This window comes from Ardenticatena maritima (genome assembly GCF_001306175.1).
GTDB lineage: Bacteria > Chloroflexota > Anaerolineae > Ardenticatenales > Ardenticatenaceae > Ardenticatena > Ardenticatena maritima.
In genome coordinates, this window is the sequence record NZ_LGKN01000003.1 from 802,206 (window position 1) to 815,743 (window position 13,538).

The 13,538-nt window shown below is 56.7% G+C and carries 9 protein-coding genes; 2 read left to right on the plus strand and 7 right to left on the minus strand.

The features are described from left to right. Positions 1 to 12 precede the first annotated feature (12 nt). On the plus strand, positions 13 to 894 hold the full coding sequence (locus tag SE16_RS03515; RefSeq protein ID WP_054493132.1) for a VIT1/CCC1 transporter family protein: 882 nt from the start codon (positions 13 to 15) through the stop codon (positions 892 to 894). A gap of 90 nt (positions 895 to 984) precedes the next feature. Here SE16_RS03515 and SE16_RS03520 read toward each other — a convergent pair whose 3' ends face one another. From SE16_RS03520 to SE16_RS03550, 7 genes are all read right to left on the minus strand, one after another. Then, a complete protein-coding gene (locus SE16_RS03520) occupies positions 985 to 1,599 on the minus strand; it encodes a hypothetical protein (protein WP_054493131.1) in 615 nt (204 codons plus the stop codon). Between the two features lie 39 nt (positions 1,600 to 1,638). After that, on the minus strand, positions 1,639 to 3,075 hold the full coding sequence (locus tag SE16_RS03525) for a winged helix-turn-helix domain-containing protein (RefSeq protein ID WP_054493130.1): 1,437 nt from the start codon (positions 3,073 to 3,075) through the stop codon (positions 1,639 to 1,641). A 15-nt stretch (positions 3,076 to 3,090) separates the two neighbouring features. Continuing rightward, positions 3,091 to 6,504, minus strand: a complete 3,414-nt coding sequence (locus tag SE16_RS03530) for an HD domain-containing protein (RefSeq protein WP_054493129.1) — start codon at positions 6,502 to 6,504, stop codon at positions 3,091 to 3,093. A gap of 166 nt (positions 6,505 to 6,670) precedes the next feature. Further along, positions 6,671 to 8,020: a GH1 family beta-glucosidase gene (locus SE16_RS03535; protein ID WP_060687224.1), complete on the minus strand. Its 1,350-nt coding sequence runs from the start codon at positions 8,018 to 8,020 to the stop codon at positions 6,671 to 6,673. 135 nt (positions 8,021 to 8,155) lie between these two features. Continuing rightward, positions 8,156 to 9,289 (minus strand): carbohydrate ABC transporter permease, encoded by a 1,134-nt coding sequence (locus SE16_RS03540; protein ID WP_054492488.1) that lies wholly within the window; start codon positions 9,287 to 9,289, stop codon positions 8,156 to 8,158. Further along, the gene (locus tag SE16_RS03545) at positions 9,289 to 10,410 is read right to left on the minus strand and encodes a carbohydrate ABC transporter permease (protein ID WP_054492487.1); all 1,122 of its coding nucleotides are present in this window, start codon (positions 10,408 to 10,410) and stop codon (positions 9,289 to 9,291) included. Before SE16_RS03545 ends, SE16_RS03540 begins: the two co-directional genes overlap by 1 nt. Positions 10,411 to 10,477: 67 nt before the next feature. Further along, entirely contained in the window at positions 10,478 to 11,896 is a 1,419-nt protein-coding gene (locus SE16_RS03550; protein WP_060687226.1) for an ABC transporter substrate-binding protein, read from the minus strand. 278 nt (positions 11,897 to 12,174) lie between these two features. Between SE16_RS03550 and secD the strand changes: the two genes are divergently transcribed. Continuing rightward, positions 12,175 to 13,530, plus strand: coding sequence for a protein translocase subunit SecD (gene secD / locus SE16_RS03555; RefSeq protein ID WP_054492486.1), 1,356 nt, complete (start codon positions 12,175 to 12,177; stop codon positions 13,528 to 13,530). Positions 13,531 to 13,538: the final 8 nt, after the last annotated feature.

Below are 13,538 nucleotides of genomic sequence, written 5' to 3' on the forward strand. Positions count from 1 at the left end.
AGGAGGCGCATCATGCCACGCGAGATACCCACAGACGTGCGTCAAAAACTGCTCGAACGGCAGCGTGATGAAATCACCGAGTATCACATCTACACGCGCCTGGCGCAACAAACACGCGACGCAGAAAACCGCGCCACGTTGCAACGCATCGCCGAGATGGAACGCGCGCATTACGAGACCTGGCGGGCGTTGAGCGGCACTGAGGTGCCACCGCACCGCTTCAAAGTCTGGCTCTATGTCCTGCTGGGGCGCATTCTGGGGCTCACATTCACCTTGCGGCTGATGGAACAAGGCGAGGAAAAATCCCAAGCCGCCTACGCGGAATTGGCGCGCATCTTTCCCGAAGCCGAGCGCATCTGGCAAGAAGAACAGGCGCATGAAGAAGAACTGCTTGCCATGCTCGATGAAGATATCTTGCACTATGTCGGCTCAGTTGTGCTCGGCTTGAATGACGCCCTGGTTGAATTGACGGGGGCGCTGGCTGGGCTCACCCTGGCGTTGCAAAATGGGCCACTCATCGCCCTGACGGGGTTGATTACCGGCATCGCCGCCGCGCTCTCGATGGCGGCGTCCGAATACCTTTCCACCAAAGCCGAACCGGAGAGCGGGAAAAACCCACTCAAAGCCGCGTTTTACACCGGCGTGGCGTATCTTTTCACAGTGGCTGTGCTGATTTCGCCGTACTTGTTCAATTTGCATTACATCATCAGCCTGATCTTGACGCTGACACTCGCTATTGGCATCATCGCGCTCTTCAACTTTTACGTCAGCGTGGCGCAAGGCGGCGATTTCAAGCGCAGTTTCCTCGAAATGAGCGTTCTGAGTCTCAGCGTGGCGGCGTTCAGTTTTGCTGTGGGCTACCTTCTCCGCACACTCTTCGGAATTGAGGTTTGACGGGCGTAAACAGAAGCAAACACCGCAAAACAGAAAGGCGGTGCGATTGCTGGGCGCACCGCCTTTTTTCGCCACTCTCACGCGCTCCATTCAGAGCGTGGCAAACAGCTCCCCGCCGCAAATGGGGCACAGCCCCCGCACGCCCTTATGCTCATCATCGGGCGCTGTCTCCTCGGGGTCAACCAGCGGGCGCTGGGTGCGGCATGTTGGGCAATAGGCTTCCACGTAGAGAAAGAGCGGCGCCGGAACAGACTCGGCGGCGTCTGCGGGTGATTCAGACGGCGTGAGCGTAAGCGGCTCATCCTCAGCCGGTTCGCCCTCGTCCACTGCATGCACAGCAGGCTCGGGCGCGGGCGGCGTCACAACGCGGGCGGCTGGCTCTTCGCTCGCCTCTTCCACAATCTCAATCACCGACGCGGCGGAAGCCGCCTCTTCGTCGGTGGGCGGCGGCGCGACTTCTTCGGCGAGCACATCCGCATCCAGCACCTGCTCCTGGGGGAGCACGGGTGAAGCCGCCGGGAGACGCAGCCAACGCTGGGCGGCGCGTTCGGGAAGCAGGCGGGCGCGTTCAACCATTCGCACCACCACACGCGGCGGGGTCAGGGGTTCAACCGTCACCCAACCGCGTTGTTCAAAATACCATTGGACACTCCACCGAATGACGAGCCAGGCAATCAACACACCAACAATAAACGCTGTGGTCAATGGTCACGCTCCGATGCTTGTTGACTTCTGTTTGCCCTTTCAGGCGTCCAACCGATACCCTTCACCACGCACTGTTATCAAATAGCGCGGTTCGCGCGGGTCGGGCTCAATTTTACGCCGAAGCCGCTGAATCGTCACATCCAGCACCTTGTTATCTTCGTGCTTGTTCCACACATGCGCCAAAATGGCTTCGCGGGAACAGGTGCGCCCACGGTGCGCGAGCAAAAACGCCAGCAAACGATGCTCCGTCTTGGTCAGCGCAATCGGGGTTTCTGCATGCGCCACATACACCTGCATTTCTTCCAAACGCAAGGCGCTTTCCTGCTCAACCGGGGACATATCGCGCACGTATTCGGCGAACAATGGGCTGAAAACACGCCAACCTTGCTCCGTCTCGACCAAAACGCCATCGCGGCGCAGGATTTCACACACACGGGCATGGTCCGGTGAGCAGGCTTCCCGCTCGCCCTGGGCAATCATCCGCACGACTTCGCGCTCCGATTCATCAAGCGCGTTCCAAATGCTCATGAAAGTTGGTTCGCCTTGCAAACGCACATGGTTGAGCACTTCTTCAAGTGAGAGTGTGGCGCGTTGTTGAACCACCGAGAGGTCCCACAACCGCTCACCCGCCAGTTTCACTAGTGAAGGATGCCCCCCTGTGGCTTCAACCAGCGCCGCCAGAAGCGGTTCATGGTCAGCCATCCATGTCGGCGACAATTCGCGCCGCCCAGGGTCGGTGAGCAAGGTGTAGGCTTCATCAGACGGCAACGGGCGCAGGTAGCGGTAGGAAAGCATGTTGTAGAAGGGGGAATTGTAATTTGTCGGATCGTCCAACCATTCAAGCAGCGAGCGGTGGCTGGCGATGACAAACGCCGCGCCATATTGCATGGCAAACGAACGCAACACCTGCCCCACTTCAACCGGGAAACTCTTTTTTTCGACCTCATCCAGGTAAAAGATGACCCGCCGCTCACGCAACGCCAATGTGTCCAGGGCGTCTTCCAGTATTTCGGCAAGCCAGTCGGATTCTTCCACTGTTTCCCACGCCGGCAATTCGATATCGAGATGCTCATGGTGCTGTTCGCACGTGTGCAACAACGCCCGCAGCAAAATGCGCCAAAAACGGGGGGCGGTGGTTTCGTCGCCATCATCCTGCGAATGAAGCAGACGGCTGGCGTCAACATAGACGTGCAGATGAGGCCAGCCAAGCGCAAGCAGGTTGCGATACGCCGCCCATTCAGTGGTGACTTTTTCATCAATGATATCGGGATGTTGAAAGGCGTGCCGCACATAATGCAAAAGCGAGGTCTTGCCAATCCGGCGCGGTCCGGCGATTGCCAAACTATCGGGATAGGGTTTGGCAAGGCGCTCAATCATCCAGCGCACATCGGCGGCGCGCCCGTAGAACATTTCGGGCGACGCCGGTCGGTTTTCAGCATATGGATTGCGAATGAACAACGCAGGTGTTCGTGCCATACAAAACTCCTTCACTCAGAAAGCCCTGTTTTTTTGACGTCGTTTGAGCAAGAGCAGGTCTAGCGGATAGGTGCGGGCAAACCACCGTCCAAAGAGGGGCACCTGGAAGATGTACACCACATCGCTCTTCGAGGTGGATTGAATGCGGATCAACGTTTGGCGTTCGACAAGCAGGCTCAGCGTTTCGGCAATGCGCTGTTCGCTCACATCGGGGGCTTGTTGCCGCAAACGCCCCACGATGGTGTGCAAGGGCAACGGTTGGCGCAAACGGTCGGCGGCGAGGATAGCCAGCACAAGCGTTTGTACATCATCTTGCCGATTCCAGAGATGGTAGAACTGCGCCCCATTCGATGTTCGTACAAAAGCCTCAATGATGTGCTCGACATCGGCTTCCGAGACCTTGCGCCGCTTCTGCTGGTTGAGATAGTCTACCAGTTTTGCGCCCAAAATTTGCAGGTAGAAGGGATGCCCGCCGGTTTCACGCGCCAACATTTCCAGCGCGCCGGTGAAGAAAAAGACTTCGCCATGCAACGGTTCCGCAATCAGGGCGCGCGCCTCTTTCTGGGAGAGAACGGTCAGGGCGATGTGGTCGGTTACGTTGAGCAGGTTATACACGCCCACATGCTTGAGGAGTTCCACAATGCGGTCGCTAGTCGCCAGAATGAATGCGATGCGTTCTTCATGCTGGATGAACGAACGCAACCAGTTGAAAAACGCCGCACTGGTCGCCTCGTCCTGGCTCCATTCCACAAAGACGCCCAACTCATCGAGTTTGACCAGCAAAGGGTATTGGGCGCGCGGCAACACATCCCGTTCCAGCCATTCCGAGAAACGTTCAAACACCTCTTCGCCGTGCCCCAAAGCGGGCGTGGTGCTGACTTGGGGCACCTGGCGCTTGATTTCGCGGCACAACAAGCGCAAAAACGCCGCGGGGGAATGGGTGGTTGTGCGCGCCAGGTCAACGAAAACGTGCGTGTACATGCGCCGCAACCCAGGCAAATGCGCCAAATACTTCAGCAAAGATGTCTTGCCAATGCGTTGCGGCCCGTGAATGAGCAGGCTGCCGGGCGCTTTTTCTGAACACAGATAGCGCTCGATTTTCCTGGATTCTTGCTTGCGCCCAACAAAATAGTTCGGATTGTCCACAGGACGACTGGCGCTAAACGGCATGCGTAGCAACGTGGGCGCGGTATTCGCAAAGCGCCTGTGCTCCTCGATGCGCTCATCCAGCAAGGGGGTATCGGTTTCCACGGTGTTCACGTATTCCAACGTGCGTACAAGCTCATAAAAATGGAAGAGTGCGTGCTCCCTGTCGCTTTGCAAAGTAAACACAAGCCGCGTAATGCCCGGCGTCTGTGTTTCCAACCGCAAGTTTGTCAACGCGAGCGCGTGTTTTTCAGCCTCGTGTGCAATGCGGTGAACCAAAGCCGCCGCCGGCAGGCTTGCCGTGACGGTGAATGTCACTTCCTGCAAAGCGTCATGGGCGCGGTGATAGACCAGGCGCACACGGCGATTGGGGGGAATATGCGCGGCAAGTTCGCAGCGCATACTATGCACAATCACACGGCGCGACGAGCGGATTTCGCCGACAAAGGGCAATATTTTCCGCTCTGCCTTGCCGATATCTTCTTGCAAACGCTGGTGGCAACATTCAGCAAAGCGGTACACCGGCTCGCCCCAATCGCGGTAATGCTCCTTTTCGCTTGGGTCAAGGTCGAAGCGGTAAACAGCGGGGGCTGTCTCAGGATAGCAGATGCGCCGCGCGACTTCCTGGGCGTTGAGATGATTGGCGGCAATGGCGCGATACAAATCGTCAAGCGATTGCATGCCATACGTGCGGGCGAGCGTTGCGGCTTGGGCTTGCAAACGGCGGTCGAAGGAGCGCCCCATGCGCCTGAGCGCATTTTCGAGGCGTTTTTCACCAATGCGTTCGGGGCGTTTGTTCAGTTGGGCGCGGATTTTCCGTCGAGCACGCTCGGTTTTGACTAACTGCAACCATTCTTCATCAGGATATTGGCGGTTTTCATCGCGATGAATGTGGATGATATCGCCATGCTGGAGCTCGTAGTCAAGCCCGACTTTGCGGCCGTCGTTGACGGTCGCCCCGCTGGTTTGCCGCCCCAGCTCAGTATGCACCGCATACGCGAAGTCCAACAAGGTTGCCCCCACCGGGAAGCGGTGCGCTTCGCCCTGCGGTGTAAACACCACAACCTCGTTTGCCCGCACAGCACTGCCTTTGAGCGCCTTCAAAAAATCAGCGAGCGCCGCCTGTTCAATAGGCGCCCAATCTTCGGGAAGAATGCCGGTTTGATACGCGCGATAGACGGGTGGCGCGGTAATCCCAAACTGATTGAGGGCGCACAGGTTCGGCGTTTGGATGAAAATGCGGCACGTGTGCAGGTTTTCAACCGTCACAGCCGTGCGCAAACGTGTATACAAAAGCGATGGTGAGCGCGCCAAATGGTCGCGAAAATCACCACTCAAAGCCGGATAGCAGCGGTGAATTTCCATGAGTGCCACATACGCCATCCACGGTTGGGGCACCAACACCCGAATATGGTAAAGCCAGCGCGTATCCAGCGCCTCGCGTGTGCGGACTTCGCGTCGTCTGGTTTGCAAATGGCGTTGATAAATGTAATGCGCGTTTTCCCAACGTGGCGCAACCGTCAACTGCTCGCCAATGCTCGCTTCACCGACAATCTCAGCCAACACTGCCGCGATGCGCTCGTGAAGTATCGCGCAAACCTCAGCAACCTGCGGTTCCAACTCAAAACGCACACTCGCCACCAATTCGCTCAGATGGTCAAACGCCTGGGGGTCGCGAATCTGGAACGCGCGTTCTTCCATTTCGGAATAGACGTTCCACATGCGCAAATGGCGCAAAAGGGGCAAGAAGAGTTCTTCGGTATTGCGTTGGGTAAAATCGCACACATCATCGCTCAATGAACGATAAAATCGCAAGTTATGTAAACGGCTTGCGATGCGGATCAGAATAACACGAATGTCTTCCAACAAATTGTGGTAAATCGCCTGGCGGTGCTCCTCATGCGAGGCGTAGTGCGCCAGCGGCTCTTTGGAAGCAATTTCGTTGGCTTTCTTGGTCAGTTCAGCAACTTCCGGCGAAGGGATGTTCCATTCTTCGGGTTTTTTGAAAGCGGGATGTTTGCGAATGTCATGCAACAAACCGGCCAGGACCACGCTCGGCTCCACATTCCAATCCAGCAGGATGTGCGCCACACCAAGCGGATGAAGGATGTAGGGCAAACCATCAGCGTAGCGCTGTTCACCATGCGCCTGCTCGGTCAAGCGCCAGACGGGGTCCCACAAGTCAATCGCTGCGGGGTCGTGTTGGTGGCACGCATCGCAGTAGCGTCGGTACACAATCTCGCGAAGTTCGAGGGGGTCTGTTTCCGGGAATCGCACAGACATGGCTCACCCTTTCAAAGTGCATACACGCCACCAGTTCATGCTTTTTAGAGTATAACAATTTTGTTGCCAAAAAGCAATACGTTTTTTGTTTTCAAACTCTTGCCACCAAAAAACCGGTGGGGTGAGGTCCCCACCGGTTGTGTATGTTTGCACGGCAAGAAAAGCGTCAAATGGTCAGCGCATTCTCGCGGATGACATCACGGTACCAATACGCGCTCTGTTTGGGAATACGGCGCAGCGTTTCATATTCCACCCGCACCAACCCAAAGCGCCGACTGTACCCCCGCTCCCATTCAAAATTATCCAGAATGCTCCACACAAAATACCCCTGCACGTTCGCACTGTCCTGGATCGCCTCGTGCACTTGCTGCAAATGGGCTTTGAGGAAGAAAATACGGTTCCAGTCGGCGACAAAGCCATTTTCATCCGGCTCATCGGGCATGGCGCACCCGTTTTCGGTGATGATGATTTTGGGATTGTCGTACCGTTCCACCACGTTCATAATCTCACGTTTGATGCCCGGCGGGTTGATCCCCCACCCCATCTCAGTTTGCCCCCACCCCGGCGCGGAATAGGGAACAGAACGCACTTTTAGCCAATGGGTGCTCATCACATCGTAAAAAATAAGATCGGTGTTGTAGTGATTGATGCCCAGGAAATCAATCGGCGTGTGAATGATGTCAAGGTCGCCGTCGCGCACGTCGGGCGCTTGGGTCCCCAGCCACGAGAAAAGCGCTTCGGGATACGTCCCCCGAAAAACGGGGTCGAGGAAGAAACTGTGGGTTTCATCGTACAACCGTTGGGTGGCTTCAATGTCTTCCGGGCGGTCGCTCCCCGGCAACAAGCCGTTGAGATTGAGCACGTAGCCAATTTCGCCCTTGTAGCCCCCCTGGCGGAAGAGTTGCACAACTTTGCCATGCGCCAGGTTGAGATGATGCGCCGCCTGATACGCCTGCGCCGCATCCTGAATGCCCGGCGCATGAATGCCCATGCCGTAGCCGATGAAAGCCGCCACCCAGGGCTCATTGATCGTCGCCCAGAGGTCAACGCGGTCGCCCAGCGCGTCGAACACCACACGCGCATAGTCGGCAAACCAATCGGGACAGTCGCGGTTGGGCCAACCACCTTCATCCTGCAAGACTTGCGGCAAATCCCAGTGGAAAAGCGTCACTTTGGGGCGAATGCCATGCTCCAACAGGGTGTCCACCAGGCGATTGTAGAAGTCCAGCCCCTTCTGGTTCACCTGCCCGCGCCCTTCCGGCAAAATACGCGGCCAGGCCACCGTAAAGCCATAGCAGGGAATCCCCAACTCCGCCATCATGGCGACATCTTCGGGCATGCGATGGTAGTGATCACACGCCACGTCGCCAGTGTCCCCGTTCAGGGTACGATAGGGTTGGTGGGAAAAGCGGTCCCAAATGCTTTCACCACGTCCATCCTCGCGCGCCGCACCTTCAATCTGGTACGCCGATGCGGCAACACCCCACAAAAATCCATCAGGAAACGTCAAGCGCATGCCTCTTCTCCTTTCGGTTGATTGGAAACGTCATTCAACAGATATGAAAGCGGTTTCTTTTGATACCAAAAAAAACGGTTCGGCACACTTTCTCCATGCCGAACCGTCGGCACCCGTTGTTATTGCTCCGAAACGTCACCCCTTCACCGAGCCCGCCAGCAAGCCGCGCACAAAATAGCGTTGAAGCGAGAAGAAGACAATCAGCGGCAAAATCATGGATACAAAGGCGCCGGCTGTCAGCAAGTGCCAGTCGTTCCCGCGCGACCCCACCATCTCCGCAATGCGCATCGTGAGCACCTGGACATCGGGTTTTGCGCCAATAAACACCAGCGCGACCAGGTAATCGTTCCAGACCCAGAGAAATTGGAAAATGGCGAAAGAAGCCAGCGCCGGCACAGAAAGCGGAAGCACCAGGCGCGTAAAGATGGTGAAATGCGACGCGCCGTCAATGAACGCCGATTCGAGAATGTCGCGCGGCAAACTGCGAATGTAGTTGAAGAGCAAATACGTCGCCAAGGGAAGCCCAAAACCGGTATGCGCCAGCCAGACCGCCAAAAAGGTCCCGTTGAGGTTGAGTTTGACGTAGTCTTGCAAAATCGGCACCAGCGCAATTTGCAAGGGCACCACCAAAAGCGCCACAACAATAATGAAGAGCACCCGCCGACCGGGGAAATTCATCCAGGCGAAACCGTAGGCGGCAAACGCTGCAATCAAAATCGGGATGACGGTGGATGGAATGGCCACCGTGAGGCTGTTCAGAAAAGCGCCAATCAAATTGTCGCCCTGCACGGTGATGGTGCTGCCATCCGGCGCCTTGAATTCAAAGGTTTTCCCCAGCAGCACCGCGCGGTAGTTGTCCAGCGTAAAATCGGTGCGCATCGTCCAGCGCAATTCCTGAATTTGAATTTTGCCCAGGCGCTTGTTGCCAATCCAAATCACGCGGCGGCCGTCCGGTGTTTCAATGCCCTGTCGAAATTCATCGAACGTGCCGACAGCGCCGGCAATCTCCATCACACCGTCGGGGTCAACCGTCTCAGGCTTGGGGAATTCCTCGACCACCACCCATTCGCGGTGCGGCAATACCGTCCACCAGCCCGAGGTTTGGATATCCCACGGCGTGCGGAACGAGGAGATAAACACCCCCAGTGTGGGAATGGTCCACAACACGACAAGGAACAACAGCGACGCTTCGACGAAAAGTTGCCCCCACAATTTTCGCCAATTGCGGCGCCGCGCGCGTGCTTTCAAAACCGGTTGTTGCGCCGCCATTAGAACGCCTCCTCTTCGCTAAAATGCCGCAGGTTGTAAATCATCACCGGAATGACGGTTATCAACAACACAATGGCAATCGCCGAGGCATATCCTTTGTTCTGATTGGTAAACGCCTGCCGATAAAACTGTGTCGCAATCACATGCGTGCCAAACTGCCCGCCGGTCATCACCTGCACAATGTCGAAGATTTTGAGCGCGAAGATGACCACCGTTGTCAGCACTGTGATGATGGTGCCGCTGATGTACGGCAACATGATACGGAAGAAGACCTGTAATTCGTTCGCCCCGTCCACACGCGCCGCTTCGAGCAACTCATCGGGAATGCCTTTGATAGCCGCCGAGAAAATGACCATGGCAAAACCGGTTTGCATCCAAATCATCACCACAATCAAAAAGAGATTGTTCCAGGGCTGAATGAGCGCCGTCCACGCTTGCGGTTCGCCCCCCAGGGCTACAACAATCGCGTTGAGCAGGCCAATTTGGGGGCTGTTGATGTCGCGCACTTCATAGATAAAATTCCAGATGACGCCCGCCCCAACCATGGAAATGGCCATGGGCATGAAAATGAGCGACTTGGCGATGTTTTCAAAGCGGCTACGGTCGGCAAGCACGGCGATAATCAACCCAAACACCACCGTGAATGTCGCGCCGAACAGAATCCACAACAAATTGTTGCGAAACGCCTCAAACATGGCGCGCTCGGTAAAGACCGCCACGTAGTTGGACAAGCCAACAAATTTTTCGCCGGTGCGGTCGTGCAAACTCAACCAAAAGGTGCGAATGGTCGGCACCGCCAAATACCATCCCAAAATCGCCATCGCCGGCCCGACAAAAACATACGGCTGCAACAAACGCATCAAATTCGGCGGCAAACTTTCCACCACAAAATTCATCACGACGTACAACAGGGCGGTTCCCCCCACACCCCACACAATCGCCACCAGGGACAACAACGCCTTTTGCGTGTTGGATGACGGCGTTTGTGCCCGCAACCACTGGAAGCCCAAAATCATCACCCCAAACACCACAATGGGGATCACAATAGAAACCGCCAAACGCCCAAACGTCGCTACCAGCCAATCCAGCGGGGTTTTGCGTATTTCGCCTTGTGTGCTCATAAACTCCCCCACAATGTTGCAGGTGGGGCGGCCTTGCGCGCAAGGTCGCCCCACCGGTCATGTGTGCTTAGCGCGGCCAAGACGCATCAATTTCAGCCAGCGCCGTATCCAGGTCCACCGTGCCGGAGACCCAGTCGGTCATCGCTTTCCAGAACGAACCAGCGCCGACTTCGCCCGGCATCAAGTCCGAACCGTCAAAGCGGAACGCGGTGGCTTCCTGCACCAATTCGGCAATGCGGCGCTCCACGGGGTCGCCGTACCAGTCAATCTGTGCATCCTTGTGCGGCGACAGCGCGCCACCAGCCGCCAGCCACCCTTTCAGCGCTTCACCACGCGTGAAGTATTCCATCACTGCGCGCACTTCGGGGCGGTCGTTGAACATCGCCATGATGTCGCCGGCCACCAACCACGGTTTGCCGTACTCTTCATCAATGGGCGGGAAGTAGAAGAAGTCGTAATCCACGCCCGCCTGCACGCCTTCGGGGAAGAACGAGGTAATGAAGTTGCCCTGGCGGTGGAGCCAGCACTTGGGCGGTTCCTCGAACATGGGCGCGGGCGCATCACCAAAGAATGTCGTGGCAATCGCCGCACGGCCACCGTACACATACCCATCCGTGAACCAGATTTGCGCCATCAATTCAGCGGCGCGCTTCACTTCCGGCGAGGAGAACGGCAACTCGCCGCGCACCCACTTGTCATAGTTTTCCAACGACGTTGTGCGCAGCATGATGTCTTCCATCCAGTCCGTCGCCGGCCACCCCGTCGCTGCACCGGATTCAATCCCAATGCACCACGGCGTATCCCCATCCGCCTTGATTTGGTCCGACAACGCAATCAATTCATCCCACGTCGTCGGAATTTGATAGCCCGCTGCCTCGAAATCATCCTTCGGATACCAGACCAGGCTCTTCGCGTTGAAGCGGTGCCACACACCCGCCATCACAGGCCCATCGGGACCTTCAAGCGTCGCCATGTCCAGCCACGATTGGTTGTACTGCTGTTGCAGGTACTCTTCGCTCAGGAATTCGCGCACGTCCACCACTTTGCCCTGCTTGACGAACGTGCCCAACAAGCCAGGTTGCGGGAAGTCCACAATATCCGGGGCGTCGCCGGCTTCCACGCGGATTGAAATGGTGGCTTCAAATTCTTTGGAGCCTTCGTATTGGATGTCAATCCCTGTGGCTTCCTCAAATTCACGCACCGACTCGTTGAACTTGACGGCGTCTTCATCGGTGAACGGCCCCGTCATCGTGACGACAGTGCCTTTGAACTCGCCGGCCAACGCGCGTTCGTAATACGAACCTTCGCCGGCCATCTCACCGCCACTTTCACCGCCACTCTCGGCGGGGGCGGTTGTGGCTGTGGGGGATGTTTCGGCGGGCTCTTCGGTTTGGGTGGTTTCTTCACCACCACCACAAGCCGCCAAAGCCATCAACGCCACCAGCAAAACAGCCAAAAATGACCACTTCCGGGATTTGATACGCATATACACTCCTCCTTTTCAGGTCAATCAACATACAACGCCATGTGTAGGATGGGGAACAGCAGGCTACGCGGGCAAGCAAAGTGTACACGTTCCCATAACCAAGTGTCAAATGCCATGTGTCATAGTGGGAACGCTCCCAAATGTCCTGCTAGAACGAATTTCACCACATTCGGCATACCGACAACAGGCTTTGACAGAGTTCCTTCACCTCCTATAATCGCGTGCGGCTGTGGCGCCCGCTACAGACTACCCAATCGAAGGAGCGAGAGAAGCCCGGTATGACACGCGAACGTTTGGTTGAATTGCTGTTGATTGCCCTCATTGGTGTTGCAGCCATCTGGCTGGCACTCCCATCAACAACCACGCTCACTATTACAAACCCATTGACTGGCGAAGTTATTTTTTCACGTGATGTGAGTTATCGGCGCGGGCTCGACCTCGCCGGCGGCCTTCACGTGGTGCTTGAAGCCGATGTCCCGGAAGGGACCGAAGTGTCGAGCGACCGCATGGAAGCCGCCCGTGAAATCATCGAGCGCCGTATCAACGCCCTCGGGACGACCGAGCCGATTATTCAGGTTGCCGGCAACAACCGCATTGTGGTGGACATTCCCGGTGTCCAAAACCCCGACGAGGTGATCGCCACCTTTGGGCAAACCGGTTTGCTTGAATTCATTGACGCCGGTACGGATACGCTCGTGCCGGGGCAAGAAGTCGTCACCGACTACCCCGAACCGCCCGCCGATGTGCCTGAGGGTACCAAAGTGTACCACACTATCCTCACCGGGGCTGACCTGGAAACGGCGTCGGTTGGGTTCCACCCTGAAACAAACGAACCCGTGGTCTCCTTCAAATTCAAAGACGGCGAGCCAACACAAAAACTGCGCGAGTTTACCCGCAACAATGTGGGGCGGGTAATGGCAATTGTGCTCGACAAGCGCGTAATCAGTGCGCCCGTCATCCGTGATGAAATTCCAAACGGGTCGGGCATTATCGAAGGGAACTTCACGCTGGAAAGCGCCCGTGCACTCGAAATCCAGTTGCGCTATGGTGCCTTGCCTGTGCCGCTCAAAATTGTGCAGGTGCGCACTGTTGGCGCAACACTGGGTGAAGACTCGGTGCAGCGCAGTGTGCTGGCCGGCTTGATTGGCGTCATTTCGGTGGCCATCTTCATGCTGCTCTACTACCGCCTGCCCGGCTTGCTCGCCAACCTGGCGCTCATCATCTACGGCGCGGTCTCTTTGTCGCTTTTCAAACTTCTTCCCGTGACGCTGACGCTTGCTGGTATCGCCGGCTTCATTCTTTCGATTGGTATGGCGGTGGACGCCAACATTCTCATCTTTGAGCGTATGAAAGAAGAACTCCGCAGCGGGAAATCGCTGGGCGCCGCCGCACGCATTGGTTTTCGGCGGGCGTGGCCCAGCATTCGCGATTCCAACTTCTCAACGCTCATCACCTGCGCCATTCTGTTCTGGTTTGGGGCAACATTTGGCGCCAGTATCGTGAAAGGCTTTGCCGTCACACTGGCTATCGGTGTGATCGTCTCGTTCTTCTCAGCCATCTTTGTCACGCGCATCTTCCTCGAAACCGTCATGGGGCTGGGGCGCGTGACCCGCGAGTGGTGGTACGGTGTATAAGAGACATT

Coding starts and splice junctions, on each gene's coding strand:
- SE16_RS03525 (WP_054493130.1), bottom strand. CDS start 3,075: ATGGCACGAACACCTGCGTTGTTCATTCGCAATCCATATGCTGAAAAC.
- secD (WP_054492486.1), top strand. CDS start 12,175: ATGACACGCGAACGTTTGGTTGAATTGCTGTTGATTGCCCTCATTGGT.
- SE16_RS03530 (WP_054493129.1), bottom strand. CDS start 6,504: ATGTCTGTGCGATTCCCGGAAACAGACCCCCTCGAACTTCGCGAGATT.
- SE16_RS03545 (WP_054492487.1), bottom strand. CDS start 10,410: ATGAGCACACAAGGCGAAATACGCAAAACCCCGCTGGATTGGCTGGTA.
- SE16_RS03540 (WP_054492488.1), bottom strand. CDS start 9,289: ATGGCGGCGCAACAACCGGTTTTGAAAGCACGCGCGCGGCGCCGCAAT.
- SE16_RS03515 (WP_054493132.1), top strand. CDS start 13: ATGCCACGCGAGATACCCACAGACGTGCGTCAAAAACTGCTCGAACGG.
- SE16_RS03550 (WP_060687226.1), bottom strand. CDS start 11,896: ATGCGTATCAAATCCCGGAAGTGGTCATTTTTGGCTGTTTTGCTGGTG.
- SE16_RS03535 (WP_060687224.1), bottom strand. CDS start 8,020: ATGCGCTTGACGTTTCCTGATGGATTTTTGTGGGGTGTTGCCGCATCG.